Origin of the sequence: Vibrio hangzhouensis, from assembly GCF_900107935.1 — a bacterium.
Classification (GTDB): domain Bacteria; phylum Pseudomonadota; class Gammaproteobacteria; order Enterobacterales; family Vibrionaceae; genus Vibrio; species Vibrio hangzhouensis.
The window spans coordinates 173165-192351 of record NZ_FNVG01000008.1; the positions used below are offsets into that span (position 1 = coordinate 173165).

14 protein-coding genes are annotated in these 19187 nt (G+C 42.8%); 10 read left to right on the forward strand and 4 right to left on the reverse strand.

Annotated features, from left to right (window positions below; genetic code table 11):
- Positions 1–106 precede the first annotated feature (106 nt).
- The 3 genes from C4S60_RS10435 to C4S60_RS23950 are packed head-to-tail and all read left to right on the forward strand — an operon-like array spanning position 107 to position 1310.
- Positions 107–394 carry a hypothetical protein gene (locus C4S60_RS10435; RefSeq protein WP_103880288.1) on the forward strand — a complete coding sequence of 96 codons (288 nt, stop codon included), beginning with the start codon at positions 107–109 and terminating at the stop codon, positions 392–394.
- 2 nt (positions 395–396) lie between these two features.
- A complete protein-coding gene (locus tag C4S60_RS10440; RefSeq protein ID WP_103880289.1) occupies positions 397–783 on the forward strand; it encodes a hypothetical protein in 387 nt (128 codons plus the stop codon).
- Between the two features lie 14 nt (positions 784–797).
- Positions 798–1310, forward strand: coding sequence for an HNH endonuclease family protein (locus C4S60_RS23950; RefSeq protein WP_103880290.1), 513 nt, complete (start codon positions 798–800; stop codon positions 1308–1310).
- Positions 1311–1420: 110 nt separating this feature from the next.
- On the opposite strand, the gene C4S60_RS10450 is transcribed toward C4S60_RS23950, so the two are convergent.
- The 3 genes from C4S60_RS10450 to C4S60_RS10460 are packed head-to-tail and all read right to left on the reverse strand — an operon-like array spanning position 1421 to position 6658.
- Positions 1421–2320, reverse strand: coding sequence for a phosphoadenosine phosphosulfate reductase family protein (locus C4S60_RS10450; protein ID WP_103880291.1), 900 nt, complete (start codon positions 2318–2320; stop codon positions 1421–1423).
- 12 nt (positions 2321–2332) lie between these two features.
- A complete protein-coding gene (locus C4S60_RS10455; RefSeq protein WP_103880292.1) occupies positions 2333–5698 on the reverse strand; it encodes a hypothetical protein in 3366 nt (1121 codons plus the stop codon).
- Positions 5699–5701: 3 nt separating this feature from the next.
- Complete coding sequence (locus tag C4S60_RS10460) at positions 5702–6658, reverse strand: DUF4007 family protein (RefSeq protein WP_244183085.1); 957 nt, start codon at positions 6656–6658, stop codon at positions 5702–5704.
- 208 nt (positions 6659–6866) lie between these two features.
- On the opposite strand from C4S60_RS10460, the gene C4S60_RS10465 reads away from it, so the two are divergent.
- Genes C4S60_RS10465 through C4S60_RS10490 form a run of 6 tightly spaced genes read left to right on the forward strand, consistent with a single transcriptional unit; the run spans position 6867 to position 15132 of the window.
- On the forward strand, positions 6867–9209 hold the full coding sequence (locus C4S60_RS10465; protein WP_103880294.1) for a DUF262 domain-containing protein: 2343 nt from the start codon (positions 6867–6869) through the stop codon (positions 9207–9209).
- 9 nt (positions 9210–9218) lie between these two features.
- The gene (locus C4S60_RS10470) at positions 9219–11372 is read left to right on the forward strand and encodes a DEAD/DEAH box helicase family protein (protein ID WP_103880295.1); all 2154 of its coding nucleotides are present in this window, start codon (positions 9219–9221) and stop codon (positions 11370–11372) included.
- Complete coding sequence (locus C4S60_RS10475; protein ID WP_103880296.1) at positions 11372–11596, forward strand: CxC ATPase DNA modification system associated small protein; 225 nt, start codon at positions 11372–11374, stop codon at positions 11594–11596. Before C4S60_RS10470 ends, C4S60_RS10475 begins: the two co-directional genes overlap by 1 nt.
- Complete coding sequence (locus tag C4S60_RS10480; protein ID WP_103880297.1) at positions 11583–13631, forward strand: AAA family ATPase; 2049 nt, start codon at positions 11583–11585, stop codon at positions 13629–13631. Before C4S60_RS10475 ends, C4S60_RS10480 begins: the two co-directional genes overlap by 14 nt.
- A complete protein-coding gene (locus C4S60_RS10485; protein ID WP_103880298.1) occupies positions 13632–14084 on the forward strand; it encodes a hypothetical protein in 453 nt (150 codons plus the stop codon).
- The gene (locus tag C4S60_RS10490; RefSeq protein WP_103880299.1) at positions 14077–15132 is read left to right on the forward strand and encodes a cysteine desulfurase family protein; all 1056 of its coding nucleotides are present in this window, start codon (positions 14077–14079) and stop codon (positions 15130–15132) included. The genes C4S60_RS10485 and C4S60_RS10490 overlap by 8 nt, the downstream gene beginning before the upstream one ends.
- Here the strand turns inward: C4S60_RS10490 and C4S60_RS10495 are convergent.
- Entirely contained in the window at positions 15119–17143 is a 2025-nt protein-coding gene (locus C4S60_RS10495; protein ID WP_103880300.1) for a DNA phosphorothioation-associated putative methyltransferase, read from the reverse strand. The two genes, C4S60_RS10490 and C4S60_RS10495, sit on opposite strands and share 14 nt — an antisense overlap.
- Positions 17144–17781: 638 nt before the next feature.
- On the opposite strand from C4S60_RS10495, the gene C4S60_RS10500 reads away from it, so the two are divergent.
- The coding region (locus C4S60_RS10500; protein WP_103880301.1) for a hypothetical protein at positions 17782–19187 on the forward strand (1406 nt) is incomplete at its 3' end.

The following is a 19187-nucleotide window of genomic DNA, read 5'->3' on the forward strand; positions in this document are numbered from 1 at the left end:
ACGGTACCGGCAAACCACCCGATTCGTTCTACTAAAACCTCGCAACTCTAAGACAACGACTATAATCTTAACAGTACTAAAGCATCGTAAAAAATGGACACTTCACATGGATGATACCGAACTAGACAAAAAACTAAAATCCGTCGGTAAAGCAGCTTTCGTAACCAACTATGAGCTTTTCCAAAATTTCACTGCGGGAAGGATTTCACGCGCAGATGCAATTGAAGCCTTAGTGACAAAGAAAGTCAGCAATGAGGCTGGTGCTGCCATACGGAATGGCAATGCAAAACTAATCTTTGAAAGCGGCAGAGAACTGGACGCACTTGATTTGGTACTTCAGTCCAATCGAGTAAATGACGATATACGAGATTTAGCTCGAAAGCTCAGGAGGTGAACGTGGATAGTGCTGAACATGTTATGAGTTTGTCAAGACACCCCTATCTTGATAAAGCTAACTTTTGTATTAAAGCAATAAAATCAGCAAATCATAGAATTGTATGCGGTTTGTTCTTGGATTTTTATAATCAGCTTAAGGTTTCTGGGTTTAGTTATGAAAAGCTCTCTGATTTTATTGAGGTTATATTGGCAACTACGGCATTTTTTGTACGATATCGCTCTTATTCTTCCAGTACCGACGGAATAGATAATGTATATAGATTAATTCTAAGCGAAAAAGTCACTAAAAATGCCGTACCTTGCCGAAAAGTGTCCGATGTTAAAATTAGCATGAGACGCTATCTTCAAGATAGAGGCAGAAGTGACAAGGTACTTGGCTACATGTAGTAAGGTCTCAAGACATATATAAAAATCGCAAAGACTTATCAAAATTAGTGCTTTTGCTATCATTTGAATCCAGCAGTCATGACACAGCAGCACCCGGCCATCTATGTGACAGCGTTAGTTCCTTAGTCAGCTATCTTACTCTTGCCGTATGGTATAAGTCTCATACTATTGAACATGTATGGCCTCAGAATCCTAATTCGAACTGGCCTAATTGCTTGGACTCTACGCTACACCTTAATGCTATAGGAAACCTATCTATATTACCTTCATCTGAGAATAGCATAGCAAGTAATAAAAACTGGAGTGATAAAAAGGCCATCTATGCCATATTATCGGAGCTTAGCTTAAATAATAAGGAGACGATGGCTGCTGAAGCACGACATAATAAAGTGATAACAGCCAATCAAGCCTACACTCTCCTGAAGCAATCAAAACTGCACCCGCATATCGTAGCACTAGCTAATTGTGATAGCTGGGATGCTTCATATGTAGAAGCTCGGGGGAAAAATTTACTTGAACGTGTATGAAATAAAACTGAAGAGTGGATTTGATATAATTTTCACAAATTAAGTTGAGCTAAAAATCAGCAGCTCTAATATGTACTCATATTAGAGCTATTTTTCTTGTATTGCCTGGACTACTTATAACAAGTAATACAAGCCCCACCACCTTCTTCAAGATCGTACATGGCATCCATGTCTAAGGTGTCGATGAGCTGACTTTCATCAACCATGGCGTGCATACCGAGCTTTCTTCTTCGCTCACGCGCTTTCTTTTTGAGGAAGCGTGCTTGAGTTTCTTCATGATTCCTTTTTATTTCCGCTATGCGCTCCGGGTCTTCAAGAGTCTCCAAAGGTTCATTTGGGCCCATCCAGAAGAAGGTTTCACCGTTGGCGCTTGTTTCTGCACGTTTCTCGTAGGCTTTTGCCTCTTCAAATGCTTCTGGGTGTTCTTCACGTAACCGAACCCACTCAATTTTTCGCTGGAAAAAGCAGAAAGTACAGCCAGAGCGCGAACGCCAGTTATAGTATTTAGGAAGACCAAGCCCTGCGCTATCAAGAATATCAAAGACACCTTGTTTTTTAATACCATCTTCTGCAAAAGGCATTTTAATTGTTAGGTATTGCTGATTCTCGTTTGGTCTGTAACCATCACGCCAAGGTTCGTCAGCACGAATACCAACGTAAGATATCACTTCATAGCCTTCATCAAGAAATGGTCTGATCCACTTCTCGAATGGCTCGAGCTTCATGCGAATCGTGCACCATCGTTGTTGGCCAGCAGGCAAAAAATTGTTGTGTTGTTCTAACCAATAATCGAAACCTTTTTTGTCGTTGATGTGCGAAATAGGTTTACCGAGTACAATTTCTAATTGCTCTAGGTATTCATAGACTTCTGGTAGCTCTTTACCGGTGTCGGTAAAGAAATACTCGATATCAATCTCTGGGTAGTTTCTTGCCATGTAAACTGCTAACGCAGCGCTGTCTTTACCGCCTGAGAGCCCTAATACATGTTTTACTTTGCGTGGTTCCGTCATATACAACCTAACTTAATCTTGGGCCTGCAGTGTTTTTTTCAGCAATTGCTGCAACACGTTGATCTTGTCGAACTCATCGAGGCCATTTAGCTGGGATTCAATCGCGCTCATAGCGGGTTGCAGCTGTTCTGACTCAGTTGTTCGGATCTCTTTCTTGTATGAAGTTAACTTTCCATCATCACCTTCGAGCACGAGAGAAACCATTTTTGTTTTTGTGCTTGGTGTAGAGTCTTCAGAAGTGCGACTGGATTTTAGCACACTCAGAAAGTCTTGCGCATAACTACTGATTTGGTTCTCTGCAGTTTGCAGCAGATTTTCATTCCAGTTTTGCTTACCACGGCCGGTTGCGATTTGAATCATGCTTTCTAACCACTGCAGTAAGCCGGTGTCACTTTTCGCCAATTCTCTCGCAAAGGCTTTGAGCCTTAGGTCACCAGAATGATTCTCGACATAACGACACATCTCTTGCAGTTCGTCGCCTGTTTCAGGGAAGATCGCTTTTACCTTCTCTTTGATATTGCCAAGCATTAGCTCGTGTTTTTGACGCAGTGTTAAAAAGCTAGCTTCCAGTATGTCAATTTTCTGATCTAGCTCTTTGCTATGCTCGGTATCGAGTTCATTAAATAAGTCTTTAATCAACAGCGTGTGAGGGTCATTCGCCTGCAAGAACAGGTCACGAATTCTCAAATAACGCTTGTTTGTCTCAGCATCACCAGGCACCAAATTGTGAGCATTTTTAACCCATTGAGGTAGGTTGTGAATGGTAGTGACCAATGGTGTTGCCACTGATAGTATGGTGTTTTTGATATCGCGGTTAGTCTCATTGGCCGCGAACATAGCAAGCCGTTGAAGCCATGCCTCTTCTTTGGGCTCTAAAACCACATATTTAACCGCAAGATCTTCAGGCTTTTTGATGAGCTTATGAACGTAATCCTCATCAGGTTCAGCGATAAAGGCAAAGTCACCCGATAAATCACGCTCATAGAAGGCGATGTCATCGCCCATTGACTTCATAAACGCCAACAGGAAGACCGGAACGACGCCTTTCGTTAGGCCATAGGGTGCTTGTGTCCATATGGCCGCGATTTCAGAGAGCTTAACTTCTGAGCCTTGGTTTTTCTTAAGAAGGCGTTCTGCTGCTTCAAACAGAGCTGTCAACTTAGGATTTAGGTTGTTTCTATGCCAGTGATGTCCACTTTCCGCCTCTGCCGTGTGAATGGACGTATTCTTTAGGCAGCTGATGTACATAGATTTCTCTGGAGGAAACCCTTGGATACCTAACCCTTCTTCAGCGCCGTTATCAAGCATGGCTTCAAGCAGCTTTTTCAAAGCAGATACCGCGGTGCCAGAGAGTTTGTTACGGTTCACTAGCTCATTATGTATCTTGGGTGTTTGACTGAAGATACTATCAGCTGCGAAAGTTGCTATTTCACTGAGAGTTTCTTCCCCATACTGGGCACCGTTATGTATCCAATGAGCACTCTCAAAAGCTGCGGCTAGCGTTATATCAATGGCACTGTCGACATTAAACGTACGAGCTTCATGCTCATCACGGGCGACTTTGTCATGTATTAATATATCGCCTGTTTTCTTATCACTTTTAATCAGTGCAAGCGCATACTTCTCAGCGGCAAGTGTGCGGATCTCTTCGGCATTTTTTGCACAAGCAATAATGAGAGACTTGTTTTTGTTTGTGAGCTCGATGAGTTCTTTTTCTGGGGCTTCATTGAGCAAAAGAATAAAGTTCGCAAATGCACCGTGGCGTTGAGTTTCTACTTCAGTGACGTTAAGCCCTTGCAGGCGATTAACGACACTCAGCTCCGCCCAGCGCAAAGTACCAAATTCGTGGTAATGTCCTTTCGCCATAACTTGGGCGCTGTAATGGAGGCGATCGACCGCTTCAGTACTTTGACTAAGTTGTTCGATTTTTTCTTCAACCAACCCAGTTATATCGAGATCTGATCCTTCGAATACAACCCAAGATGAAAGGTGCTTTCGATATACAATGCATGACGCATCTTTAAGCTGCTTAAGGCAATCTTCAAGCTCTTTAGGGGCGGTGATACAAGATAGCGTGAGCAAAATCTTGTCTGTAGCCATTAAGTTGGCAGGCTTACCAAACAGGGTAATCAGCGCAATGGCTTTTAGCAGCGCAATGGTTTCTGGTGCTAAGTCCTCGCGGGTAGCTTTGCGTATAGCATCTTTTGCAGTCGCAAACCCGTGACCGTCCGGCGAGCCTAAGATGGTATGCTCCATATTCGCTTCAAGGTAATCCCATAAGTCGATTAAGTCATAGCGTGCACTCAAGTCATCAATATTATCTTGCAGGAAGCTTTGAAAGCTGTATTGCTCATGAGAGTTTAAGAAGCTAAATGTACTGCGCTCATTCTGGCTAAAACGGCGTTTGGCTATAGGACCAAGCAACAGCGCTGTAAGGGGATGCAGTGGAACACATTTTTCTAAACGAGTTTCAAGCTGTGCTTTTCGTTGTGCATTGTCATCAAGCGCGGCAAGTACACGTTTTACTAAAGCGTCACCCTTACCATGGTTAAGGTCTCGAGTCTTGATGGAGTTGCCAATTAGCGCAACTGTCTCGTCTGTCGAGACGTTATAAGCGATATCACTGTAGCGCCCCTGGATTTTAGCCCACTCATTTTGCAGTTTTGTGCCACGCTCTTTTGCATACTCGCTAAAAGCTTGGTGAAGCAAACCGAGGAAAATGACTGGCGTATCAATACGCGACAGTTCTTCTGCGACATCCTGAAACAGGTGCAGATCACCCCCTTGGCGGTTAATGAACTCAAGGCTTTTACCCATCTCATCCGCAATGAGTAGAATCCCGTCAACTTCTTGATGAATATCAGCAAACAGGGCCTTCCAAATGCTAATTAGAGCACTATCGCTGTCTACGACAACGTCTTTGTATTGATTTAGGTGTGTTTGTGTGTTCGGGTGCTCTTCTAGCGCTTTAAGCGTGGCATTCCAAAAGGATTCAACCGGTCCAGTGACTCCCCCAACCGCGCGGATCTGCAGCCAGCCTTTGGTATCTTGCTCATTGCTGTCGGCAGAAATGACCTCTTGAAGTAACTTTTTTGAGTCTTCATTAATGGTCCCTAGTGCTGCGTCACGAATGTTTGCATCTGAGTGCAACAGGCCAGCCATGAGTAGCGCGACTGTAGACTTACCGGAGCCATACGCGCCGGTTAATGTGTAAGCACGTTGTTTGCTTTGAACATATTGGCGAAATAAGGTTTCAAGAGATGCTTGGGCGGTGCCGTGATAAATCAACCCTGGGAAGAAATCAGGGCTTAAATCGCTGTCAATTCGCGTCGAACGTTGATGACGAACAGCAATAGAGTAATGCGGAGCGTTAGTCACGGCTTATTGTTCCTTATTCTTATTGGTCAGATAGTATTGCTCAAGGTATAGGCTTGGCTCGACAGTCGCTAAGTTCTCGAAACTGTGCTGTAGCTGTCTTAGTCCCTGGGTATCAGTCCAAGCGATACGACCTTCACTTAGAAGCTCAAGTTCATCCAACTTTTCACTGAGGCCGTTGGAAGATAGGCGAAATACTTTCCCAGGAGAGCCGATGTCATTGAGTAGCGCATCGAACGATAACGTATTGACATTACTATCTTTTAGTTTATTTTGCATGAAGTCGATCACAGCATAAGCGAACGTCTCAATAGGCAGAGAACTGCGTTTCGACAGCTCGGCAAGGTAGTTCTTCCCTTCTTCATGCTTTAAGAGACCTAACTCGGTAAAGGGAGAAGCAAAGCTATCTTCATTGATTTTGCCTGGCTGAAGAGTTTTCTGTGCATACATTTGCAATAGGCAGTCTATATCCTTACCAAGTGTCGCATCGGTAAGCGGCTTATCATGATGAGCCAGAGAATCGTGAATATCGATAGTAAGCCTGTCTTTACTTACTTTTATACCATTGAAATAGTTAAAGAAAAATCGAGATGCATTCAGCTCAGCTTTTTCTGTAGGAATCGACTGAAGTAGCCAGTGTAATAACCACGTCGTACCGATTTTATCTAGGTACTCATCGTATGCGTTTTCTCCAACAAACAGCTTATGTGCAAGCGGCGTAAGCTCATAAGTTAGCGCCTTTTTATCAGTACACGTCACCAAGTTGAGTGCTCGAACCCAGTGCCTGACAGACAGCACCATGTTCTTACCCATTCCCATTCGTTCCATCTGACTCTCGACTTCGTCTTTACCGGCAATCGATTTTCCGTCTTTAACTTCTTGAATTATCTTATAAATCCATCCATAGCGGATAGGGAATGTTTGATGCCCTGAGAACTTCAGGCTGCTCGACTCAATGCTCAATGTTGTTACCTTGTATGCTGAATTGGAGATTATATCCAAATAAGCATGCATTGTAACAGGAAGGGGCGGAGCTAGATAGACATAATCTTAATGATAATGAGCTTTATTGCATTTAAAGCGTGACGCTTATAACACAAATAGTATGATCAATTAGTATATGATAATGTTAATTTAATCTATAAAAACGATATGAGCTAGGTTATTCTTCATGCAAAAATCATTAGACATTTTTAACGCGAAACCGCAGTCGGTATTCGATGTCATTTGCGAGCGCAAAAATACCGGTTTTTATATGCCTGCGTATCAACGCCCTTATTCTTGGGAAGAAAATCATGTAATGGACTTGTTCTCTGACTGTAACAATGTATTCAGGAATCTTTTAGATTCGTCCGATGCGATTATTTTTCTTGGTTCAATATTAAGTGTTGATGATAGTGCGGCAGAGACAGTCTACCCGCTTGCAAAAAAGCAAAAACCAACTCATATCAAGCTGATTATTGATGGTCAACAGCGTTTGTCGACCTTGATGCTGATTATCTTATGTTTGAATGAAAGATTGCGTTTACTTTTGCCAAGCTTGAAAAAAGCCATAAAGGCAGAGGAAAAAGAAGAGAATGAAGACATTCTCGACTCACTAGAAGGCTTAAGAGAGATCGCGTCGCAGTTAATTATTGATACTTCAAACACCACGGTAGAAACGACGGCAGATCACGAGGTTTTTAAATTCTACCCAAAAATAATTCGCTCTCAAGTGGATTGTTGGGGCAAGGATGAGAGAAAGGCTCGATATGATAGTCCTATCTCTGAGCTGTTAATAAAGTATCAAAGACATGTAATTGAACAAGGTGAAAGTGCTGTTTTTAAGTCATTTGACTTGTCTCAATTAAATATAGAGTCAAAGCGCGTAATCAATAACATTAAAGCAATTAGAAAACAGCTAGATTGTATTCAAAACGGCTTTGAATTTAAGCTTTCTGGCGGAGAAACAGAAGAGAAAATCAACATCGAAAACTTTGTTGATGTTGATACTCTGGATTTATGTTTGGACTTTCCAGTAGATGAAGAGCTGTTAGAAGCAACCCAAAAATATCCGAAGCTAGAAGGCATTATTCATGTAGCAGCATTTGCGAGGTTTTTGCTCCACAGAGTTTGCCTTACATATGTTGAGGTAAATAGTGAGTCTTATGCGTTTGATATGTTTGAAGCTCTCAACACCACTGGTGAGCCACTTACTGCAATTGAAACATTTGTACCAAAAGTTATTGAGCATATTAGTAACAAGAGGAAAAATGGCACTTCAGAAGAAGAACTAGAAAGTGCTATGGCTACGTTGAACAGTGTCACAGAGCGCTTTGAAAGCCTCATAAAAAGTAAAGAGAAAAATGACAAATCCAAAGCTCTAATACTGGCCTTTATCCGTGCTTACCAAGGTAAGGTTAAGGTGACTAGTTTGCGTGATCAGCGTGATGCAATGTTAAAGAGCTACGAAAATTGCCATTACTCAAGTAAAGACGAGTACTTGGTTCAGTTTGCGAAAACAGCAGATTTTATTTTTGAACATTGGCAAAGAACACTACCTGATGTTGGGCACCTCGTTGATGCCGGCGAGCGAGACCTGGCTAATACCTGTCTTAGATATCTAGTTGACATGAATCATGACATTGTTCAAAGTTTACTCGTACAGTTTATTCTCATTGACGAGAAACACGAAACTGTTGGGAGTGAATATTCAAGCTTTGCTGAGGTATTAAAAGCAGTAACTGCATTTAGTGTGTTGTGGCGAGCGATGAGTGGTGGTGCCGACGGTATTGATGGTGTCTACAAAAAGCTTCATGAGCGAGGTTTACAGGGTCAATCTACAGGGTATCAGTTAAGAAATGGTGGTCTTACATCAGCTGGGTTTGATGTAGAAGCGGTAAAATCTTTCTTCAAGGATGAGCTAGAAGCGAAAATTCTCTCAAAAGGGTCTACAAAGGACTCCGCGTTTGAACAGTGGTTAGATATTTGCTCCACTCAACCTCTTCTTACTAAGCCCAAAAGTATCAAACTGTTATTGCTAGCTGCATTTCACGGGATAGAACTTAAAGGAACGCAATATTATTTGTCGGATAGGCCTAGTACGCAGTTTTTAACTACTTCCTCATGGGAAATGATATCTGGTAAAAATGCTATTAAGAAAGTTTTCAACGGTGGTTCTAGTAAAGGGTGGGAAGATGAAGCTATTTTCGACCCTGCTGAGTTCAACAAGCTTGGAAACGTCTTGGTTGATGCGCGAGATAGCATATCTAGCGTAAACCCTCCATCTTGGTATGACCTCAAGCAGCATTTACTTCAGGCTTTATCTAACGACTCCTTAAATGAAATAGACACGATTCTTTTAAACAAAGGGGAGCTATCAAACGAAGTCAAACGCAATGCTGCAGTGCTCATGTTAGAAAGTAAGTTTGAAGACATCACTTACGCAGATGTATGGAATAAAAAATCCATTGACGAACGAACAGAGCTACTCTTGAAGAATGCTTGGGAAAATCTTACCAAGTGGCTAGGTTAAGGGAATGATATGAAGTTTTCAGCCCTCAACTTAAAGACAAAATATGACTCTGATGAAGATCATATCCTCAAGAGTTTCTACATACCTCTTTTGGCTCGCGCTAGTCAGTATGATCGTGCTGTAGGGTATTTTTCGTCAGAAGTTCTTTCGTCGGTGGCTGAAGGGCTTGAAAAGTTTGTTGAGGCCGGTGGTAAGATGCGACTTATCATCGGCGATCCTCTTTCTGATTGCGAGTATGAAGCCTTAATGGAGGGTAAGTCGAACCCCATTGAGGCGAAATCAGAACAGTTATGTCAGTTGCTGCAGGAAACTAAAAATAGGAAGCTTTGTCTCCTAAAATATTTAATTGCCACTCAAAGGCTTGATATTAAGTTTGCTTTCACTCACCGAGGGATGTTTCACAAAAAAATAGGTGTATTTTCCCAAAAAGGTGAACAGGTTGTGTTTAGTGGTTCTGCCAATGAAACCATTGCTGGATTATCGAAATATAATTCCGAAGAAATTTCGGTCTTTTTTAGCTGGCGCGGTTCTTTTTCTGATTATGGACAAGTTGAAGTTGATGACTTTGAAGCTTTATGGAACGATCGAAAAAAGCGTACTCGCGTTGTTTCTCTAACTTCTTCCGCTTACCAAAAGATAAGGAATGGGGTTGACTTAGGCAAACTTAAAAAAGAGCTATTCCCCATAGTTGACGAAAACTCTGACCAACAACCTTTTTTTGAATATAGCTTTCCCAAGTCCAAACAGACAATTATAACGGTTGAGGTCGATGCAAAAACACCTCGAAAACCTCTTACTGTGAAGGGAAAACCCTTTACCTTGTTTCCTCATCAAGTAGGTGCTATTGAGAGTTGGAGGAAGTCAGGCCATCAGGGGCTGTTTAAGCTAGCCACAGGCGCAGGAAAAACCTTTACGTCAATATCTGCTTTGGTCGAGCTCTATGAAGAGCGGCGAAAAATAAAACAGCCTACTTTTGCTGTTATAAGTGTTCCCTATGTTGAGCTGGCAAATCAGTGGGTGCAAGAATTGTCTCCATTTAATATTGTTCCTGTTCAATGTTACGAGAAATTTAAAAAATGGAATACGGCCTTAGAGAAGAAGATTCTGCGTTTTTGTGGCGGGAGATTGGATTTTGTCTGTGTTGTAGTTGTAAACAAGACAATGTCATCAGCAACCTTTCGAGGCAAAATCTCTAAAATACCGAATGAAGATTTAGTGTTCATAGGCGATGAGTGCCATCACCTAGGGAGTCAAGGGTATTTCGATGCACTCCCATTGGCTAAGTATCGCATAGGGCTATCAGCCACGCCGTTTCGCAGTGAAGAGGATGAGGTTGAGGGATCCCCTTTTCCTGATACTGTTAAACAAAACCTGCTGTCTTATTTTCAGGGTATTGTGAGTGAGTACACGCTAAACGATGCTATAAACGATGGTATTCTTGCTCCATATAAATATGACCTTGTTCCAGTAAGGCTTACTGAGGATGAGCAAGCTCGCTACGATGAATATTCGGAAAAAATTCAAAAAATGATCATCAGAGCACAATCCAGTTCGTTGAGCGGTGATGAAAGACTGATGTTGACTACTTGGTGTGGTGCCCGAGCTCGAATTATTGCAACTTGCGAGGGTAAAATACCGGCACTCATAAACTATTTAAAACAAAACCCAACCCTATCACTTGCCCACTCGCTATTTTATGCGGGAGAGGGTACCTCCCCAGACGATGAGGTACCTTTCATTACCCTCGTCACCAACCGACTGCACGAATTCGGCTGTAAAGTAGCTAAGTTTACCTCTCAGGAAAGTAGCGCAGAACGCAGGCGCATTATGAACAACTTTAAAAATCGGGATATCGATGCCTTGGTTGCGATGAAAGTGCTTGATGAAGGGATTGATGTTCCTGTTTGTCAAAGTGCCTTTATCCTCGCGAGTACTCGTAACCCTAGGCAGTACGTGCAAAGGAGAGGACGCGTGCTTCGAAGGGCGGAAGGTAAGAATGAAGCTTTGATCGTAGATTTTGTCGTGTTGCCATTCCCTGGTGTTAACAATAATTACAGTCAAAACCTACGAAGAGCGGAGCTGGAAAGGATAGAAGATTTTCAATTGACGGCAAGCAACTCAGAAGAGGTAGCTCGTAGAATCATAGAGTTAGGAATTTACTAATGGACCTTAAAAAACTCAAAGCCATTTTAGAGCAAGCAGACCAAGAAACGCAGGCAGCACATCAGGACTACTCCAAAAAGTCTGCGGTGCACAAGGCAGCACTTCAGGTTATGCAGTTTGAGAAAGAACTGTATTACGGTGATGTCGGTCATGGCCATCACATCAAAAAAATTAAAGAGATTATCGATGTAAACGCGGAAGATATCGTAAATGAAACTAATTAAACTTGAGGTTAACAACTTCCGTCAGTTTTACGGAAAGCAGGAAATTGAGTTTTCTGTAGATCAGACACGCGGCGTAACCCTGATTCACGGTGAAAATAACGGCGGTAAAACGGCATTACTCAATGCCCTTCGTTGGTGTTTGTATGAAGAAACAACCGAAAATTTATTGGATCCTAACAACCTTTTGAACAAGCACGCTGCACAGCAAGGAACAAAAAGCTTTAGTGTAAGTTTGCACCTAGAGCATGAAAACAGGCTCCTAGAAGTGAAGCGAGTGCAATCAAAAGGGAGTGGAAAAAGCATATTGCGCGTCTTTGAAATAAACGATGGTTGTTATGCAGAGCAATCCGAGAAGAACCCTAATACGCTAATTAATACTTTTCTACCTAAAGAGATGTCACAGTATTTCTTCTATCAAGGGGAGGGAACCGGAACGCTGAATAGTCAAAATGACTTTTCGCACATTAGAGATGCTATTGATAAAGTATTGGGGTTAACCGTTGCTAAGACGGCATTGAAGCACCTGAACAGCATAAAAACGAGTTACCAGAAAGATCTAAAGCAGTATGATACGAATAGTGAAATTGAAACACTGCTTTCTAATAAAGATCTTATTTTGGAATCGTATGAAAAAAATAAGAAGATTCTGGAGCAAAAAAGAGCGGAACTAGAAAGCGAAGAAAGTGAGTATGCTAATCAGCTAAAAAAACAAACTCGATTTGACAGAACGGCTATCGAAGGCACGCTAAAGATGCGTCGTCAGCAGGAGCAACTTCTAAGCAGTCTACAACGGCAACATAAGCAATTGATAACAGAGAAGGCTAAGCTGACGCCAGATTATGCTATGAGTGCATTTTCACAAAAAATAGCGAGCATGGACCTGAGTAAAATTAACACTGACGAGCTGAATCAATCCTTACGTTATACAGTGGATAAACAACTTCTGCATGAGATTTTATCAAACAAGGAATGCATTTGTGGTAGTGCAGTAACTAAAGATGCTGAAGCCTATAGGCTTATAGAAGAGCTAGGAAAGCATGCTGTTGATCCAGACCTTAAAAGGCGCTGGAAACTTGTAATGAGTTTACAGGAGAAGCTTGCTAAACTTTCGCTGCCTACTGCGAGGATGCAAGATACTCTTGACAAAATAGATGATCATGAAGAACAAATTCGAGAGCTTGAGAAAAGTATTAAAGAGCTTAGTCTAACAATAGAAGAATCGGATATTGATGACATCAAGGCTATCGAGAAAGCGACAGCTATAGCCAAGTCAAAATGTGATAATTTGAACCGGGAAATACCCAGGTTAGAACAACAGATTAAAAATCAATCTTTAGATCTTAAAGACATAGATAGGCGCGTCGATGCCTTGTCAGCAACAAAACCTAAGGCAAAGAAAGTTCGCAACTTGATCTTATCGACGGAAAAAATCATCGAACTTTATGAAGAAGCAATCAGCTCCTCCCAACACGGTGTCGACAAAATATTGCTGAATAAAATGCAGGCTTTATTCAAGCAAGTAGCGTTTAATGGTTACACCGTAAAGAAAGATACCAATTCCAAAAGTGGTAGTTTTACATGGGCAATCGTTGATATGGATGGAAATCGTGTTGCGGTAGGAAATGGGTATCAAGCTATGTTGTCGATTTCTTTTATCGTCGCTTTACTCGAGTTCTCGAAAGATCGTTCGAACAACAAGCAACACCTCTTAACGCCAGGTACCATTGCGCCATTTATTGCTGATTCCATCCTAGCTTTTATTAGTCCCGAAAATGGTAGAGAACTAGTTCGCTACATTGCGGAAAAAGTAGAACAATCCATCTTTATGTTTTCTCAAGCGCAATGGACTAAAGAGACGGATGAAGGCATGCGAGATAAGATTGGTAAGGAGTACAACTTAGTTCAGCATACTATGCTAACTGAGTCTGAATTCATGGGTAAATATCCGACACAACTATCTGTTCAAGGCAATAAGTACGATGTTGTTCGATTTGGTAGCGACTTCGACAAAGTTACAATCGAGGAGATCCTATAAATGAATGATATGTTGGATTGGAGAAAACTTTCGGTTCATAGAGATTCTCGTTTTGAGGCATTAGAAAAGCGATTCTGCTCCACAAAGGACTCTAAAAATGACGATGCTATCTTTGCTACAGTGAAGGAGCTAATGGTTTTTGCTGCACTTATTGGCTATCAACACGATGATTATCGACCAATGGATTCGAAAGTGAAGTCGACTCCTATCTTGTTAGAGACATACGCAACAACAGGACATGACGCCTATATCTATCTAATTGCACTGTCAAAAGCCCCTCATCTTGATATGCTAAAAGACGAAAGTCTACGGGATTCTATCGGTATTTTTGAGGCTTATTGCAATGGCGGGCTACATCATATCGACAACTGGATAATGAAAAATATTGGTGAGCCGTTAATGACCAATATCCTTTTCAACCAAACACTAGAGTTTTTGATCGAAAATGACTAACTACTTCGATTACGCCGCCTCAACACCCATTTCATCTTTCGTTCTAGACGCAATGAAACCATGGGAGGTGAATAACTTTGCTAATGCTTCAGCTGCGCACCAAGCCGGTCGGGCGTGCGCTCAGGCTATTCAGAATGCAAGAGAGTGCATCGCCGACAAAGTTGGCGCGCTACCGAGTGAAATTATCTTCACTAGCGGTGCTAGCGAGGCGAATAACCTTGCGCTAAAGGGCGTGGCGTTTAAGCACCTAGAAAAAAAAGGTCATATCATTACGTCCTCCATTGAGCACAAATGCATTTTAAATACGTGTGCGTTTTTGGAGTCATTGGGTTTTGAGGTTACCTATCTATCTCCAAGCCCTTCTGGCCAAGTTGAGCCGGCTGACGTGGTTGCCGCGCTGCGCTGCGACACCATTCTTATCTCAATTCATCACGTAAACAATGAGCTTGGCACCATACAGCCTATTGGCGAATTTGGCGCGATAGCCTTTGACAACGATGTTCTGTTCCATACCGATGCCGCACAAAGTTTTTGTAAGTGCGATATTGATGTGGACGATATGGATATTGATATGCTGTCACTATCAGGTCACAAGATCTATGGCCCCAAAGGCATTGGTGCCTTATATGTTCGAGATGCGCGAGACTCTGGCCTTGTGCCGCTAATTCATGGCGGTGGCCAAGAAGGAGGATTGAGAGGAGGAACATCTCCTACCCCACTCATGGTTGGTTTGGCGGCGGCAGTTCAACACTATCCTACAACAGTGAGTGAACAAGAGCGTCACTTTTTAGATGTTATTGAAAACTATAAATGGGTTCGAAACGGTGGCGCCCACGTAGTCTCGACCACGTGGAGCCTAACCTTTGAATCAGACGATGAGGTGAAAAGGTTTACTCAAGAGCACCCGTGGCTCATTTCTCAAGGTTCGGCATGCAACGCTTTATCCAACGTCGCGTCACATGTCCTGACCGCAATAGGTCTTGATGAGGCATTGGCTCGCCGAACCTATCGAATTAGTCTACCGCCTCACCACATTAACGGCGATTGAGACGAAAGCCGTTGACGATTTTACCTGCGGCTAATAATAGCTCTTCGTATTGCTGCCTGTGAAGGATCACCTCTCCAGTACTTTCCACGCCTAAAAGCTTTGATAGTCGTTTATCAAAGCTTTTTTGCTTGTCGTAAATCTCATCACTGGGGCGCAACAGTTCGTGTTTATTAAGAAGCGGCGGGCGCCCCTTTTCATCAACATAGTCAAAAAAGTCGATATCTTGGTCGGCCATCTTAATTTTTGTTCGTTCAACCAAAAAGGGGACCGAGAGCTCGAAATCATCGTAGTGCATCAAGCTCAATTTGCCCGAGGTCATATGAATTTTGATTAAATCGACAGAGTCATCGATCTCACCATACATTTGCAGGCCGGCACCCACATAAACCCGGAGTGCAAGTGGTAACTCATCAATAAACTGCTTGTGAAAAATAAGAGAGTGCCCCTGGTTCAATATGCTTGCTGGCATTCTGGAATGAGCTTTCTCACACTGTGCAGCAATCAACGAATGATCGGCAATGGCAAAGAGTAACTCCGTCGCCAAACTCACGGCTGTGCGATAATCCTCAAACAGTGCTTTGATGTCACGCTTGAGAGACTCTGGTTGTTGCGTGTATGGCTTGCGTTTTTCAAATAAGCCCATGGCGATATAAAGCAGCAAGTCTTCTTTTCTCGCCGTTTGCGCAGCGGCAAATTCATGAGTATCAAACATCTCCTGCAGCAGACCAAACACCTTTCTATGTGACCCGACTAGCTCACGTACATGTTCCGATTGTTCAAACTCATCATTAGTCGGAATACGCCCAAGCGTTAAGCATGTATTCCAAAAGTCATCAAAGATAGCTCGGTGTTGAGTGATAACCAATTTTGCTTTTTCTTTGCTCTCAATGGGCTGGGGCGATGTCAGCTGCTGCCAACTATGATGGCGTTGATATTTGCTCTGTAAGTATCGTTGCTCTTCAAGCTTGTCTTTAAAAATAAAGAAAATTCCAGGAGAAACGGCAATGGCATCTTCTTGAAGTGACCTTTCGAGGTAGCCTTTGATCTCAGATTGCGCGTAGTATTTTTGAAAGGTATTACGTGAGGTAATGACACCATCTTTGAATGGCTTAAACTGCGCGATGTACGTTTCATTAGCGAGCATCACAGAGACGACAAGCAACTTATCAGCGAGCTCCCAAGCCCCCAGAAGCGCGTCAAGCCGCTCATCCTGATCTTCAATCACATTAAGGACAAAGCCCAAATTCACAATATCAGAGTTTACCTTGTCACTGTCTGGGCAAAATACGGGGTCCCACCCTAATGCATCTAAACCGTGCGCCTCAAGCTCTCTTAAATCATCCCCCCGCCCGCAGCCATAATCGAAAATAGAGTGATTGCCTTTTAAGTAGCCTTGCTTGGCCAAAGACTTCATAGGCCCCGATAGCTCATGCCGGACGATAGCGGTTTTATGCCGTTCAATGCCTATTTCTACATCACTGATATCGGCTACTTTGGAGGCACGAATCAAGCGACCGTCTACTAACTCATACCCTTTTTTCTCAATCAGATTTAACCATGACCTCTTGAAGCCAATAATACGACTATTGTCATACAGCCCAGCTTGCTCCCCCTCTTGTGTAAGAGAAACAAAGTGTTGGTAGTAATCGTTTTCCGGTAGCACCATGGTTTCTTTGCGGTGCAATATCGGCGGGTTATCTGAGCTTCGATAGCAGGTGACCTTGTGACTTAGTTTGTTTAAGTCAACATTGAGGCTTTGCTCTAGTGCTGGGTAAGAATCGATATAGAAATCGGGATAGCTAAGTAATGATAGCCGAAACTCATTCTTAAAAAGTTTAATGAGATTCCATTGTTTGTCGGGTAAGTTCACAGCCTGAGCTACGGCAGGGATAAAGCGTTGCAACTGGTCTGGAATTGCATTAATTGCGTCTTTGTGGATATAAACTGCATCAGGCAGCTGTTTTCCTATCTTTACCTGTTTAACGAGTGATTTAAAAATCTGAAAATCCATACATTCCTGCTTCTTCACAACAACCCTTACGGCACTTTAGCAAGTTTGTAGCTAAACTACCAAACTACCGTTTTCCAAACATGTCCACGACAACAAACATTGAATCGCAACAAACCTACCAATCATTAAAAAAGCTGCGCGTAAAGTTATCAAACCACGACCAATAAATACCAGCATCTAAAATTCGGCTTAATATAGCCAACTTGAGCATCAACTCTCGAGTAAAGTGACGAAGTACAGTATTCAAACAACTCCTCGATTTTCCTATTAAAATATTCAAGTGTATGACTTTCATCATGAGTGTAGTCAACAACTTTTACATCAACAGCGTGCTTTACGCTAATTAGAGTGCCCCTAAAACTGGGAGTATTACACCCCACTGCTGTTCAGTAGCACGTTTCACGTGCTCCACTCTCTTTCTAGAGGCCCCTGCGTTTTGATACCCCACTCGCCTCGGTAACGCCTGGTTACTGAGGCGAAGATCTAATACCACGCACTGTTTTCATTGATACAGTTAAGTTTAGGCAAAAACTAATAAAAGAGTAATTACTCAACAAAGCTCACAGCATGTATGGACACATGTTGATTATCATAGCGCTCTACTTGGCTAGCATAAGCATTAAAACGGTATTATCAGAATGAATAATAGAAACAAACTTATAATCACAACATCTATTTCGATCGCGCTCACTGCATGCGGCGGCGGTGGTGGCTCCGCTAGTGACTCACCAGCGTCAACAACTCTAAAAGGCACGGCTATTGATGGTTACCTGACCGGGGCCACTGTATTTTTAGATGTCAACTTTGATGGCAAACTGAATAACGGCGAACCCAGCGTTATCACAGGTGAAGATGGCTCATGGGAACTGCTAACAACCGGGACATACGCAGAGTGCTCAGAATATGTTCCGCTTGTCGTTGATGTGCCGGTCGGTGCTATTGACTCTGATTATGGCGAAGTAACAGAGGCATATCAGATGACCTATCCACCAACTTTTGCCATTGCTTCGGATCAACAAATCAAGAACACCACTCCTTTGACTACCGTTGTTTGGGGCACTATTCAAAAAGAACTTCATGCAGAAGGTGAAAAGCTCACCTGTGACAACATAAAAGCCAGTTATGACGTTCGTGAGCGAATCAAAGATCGTTTAAGTGAACAGGAGTTTCGCGTAGCCCAACGCTACAACGTGACCGTTGATGATCTATACGGTGACTATGTTAAATCAGGGGATACAAACCTTCATGCAATCGCCGCGGCATTAGTCCCGTCGATGAAAGCGTCTTATGCCGATACAGTAGCGATTGAAGCAGGTAACCCAAATGCGATTGCAGCTTGGGTCGAGTACTTTAATGGCGATTGGGACGAGCGTGGTCATTTCGCTGAAGGTTGGTACAAACAGACATACCTGAACCTGGGTGAGGCTGAGGGGTGGTCAACCACAACCGAAGCGGTATCAGACAATCTCAGAACCGTGTTAAATACCGTCGAGTACAACTCTGGCTATCGTATTGATTTAGAAGATATCACTTACGAGTGGAGTATTTCTTTCAATGACAACGAGTCAGCCAACGATTGCTCTGCAATGGAGTGGATAGAGCAAACCTCCGCTACGGCCTTTGGGGTTCTAAACGTGTTTAGTTCAAGCGCTACCGAAGCTGATAATTGTATCAATGAAGACTGGTCAGGGCTTGCTGGCACGGTAAAACAGCAATTAACTACGCGAGTGCAAACCGCCAATAGCAACGCGACCTCACAACACTTCTTTGCCAGTACAACAGAAACCGGTCTGGGTCATCTTGTCATGGTTGATCCAAACTCTGTAGACGCCAGTGAATTTGATGCCGTCAACTTCATCAGTACAGATTTTAATAACACTAATGACTATGGTGCCTACTCATGGGGACGTATCTTGGCAGAGTACGAGCCAACCGCTGAACTGGCCCAACGTACCACATCTCACAACAAGGCAGGCCATTGGTCTCGCACTCTGACATACACGAACGGCACTTATGCTGAGCAGTGTTCTTACGACGCAGGGAC

Excerpts from the sequence above, each read along its gene's own strand:
- C4S60_RS10435 (WP_103880288.1), top strand. The coding sequence starts at position 107 with ATGGATGATACCGAACTAGACAAAAAACTAAAATCCGTCGGTAAAGCA.
- C4S60_RS10450 (WP_103880291.1), bottom strand. The coding sequence starts at position 2,320 with ATGACGGAACCACGCAAAGTAAAACATGTATTAGGGCTCTCAGGCGGT.
- C4S60_RS10490 (WP_103880299.1), top strand. The coding sequence starts at position 14,077 with ATGACTAACTACTTCGATTACGCCGCCTCAACACCCATTTCATCTTTC.
- C4S60_RS10480 (WP_103880297.1), top strand. The coding sequence starts at position 11,583 with ATGAAACTAATTAAACTTGAGGTTAACAACTTCCGTCAGTTTTACGGA.
- C4S60_RS10475 (WP_103880296.1), top strand. The coding sequence starts at position 11,372 with ATGGACCTTAAAAAACTCAAAGCCATTTTAGAGCAAGCAGACCAAGAA.
- C4S60_RS10470 (WP_103880295.1), top strand. The coding sequence starts at position 9,219 with ATGAAGTTTTCAGCCCTCAACTTAAAGACAAAATATGACTCTGATGAA.
- C4S60_RS10485 (WP_103880298.1), top strand. The coding sequence starts at position 13,632 with ATGAATGATATGTTGGATTGGAGAAAACTTTCGGTTCATAGAGATTCT.
- C4S60_RS10465 (WP_103880294.1), top strand. The coding sequence starts at position 6,867 with ATGCAAAAATCATTAGACATTTTTAACGCGAAACCGCAGTCGGTATTC.
- C4S60_RS10495 (WP_103880300.1), bottom strand. The coding sequence starts at position 17,143 with ATGGATTTTCAGATTTTTAAATCACTCGTTAAACAGGTAAAGATAGGA.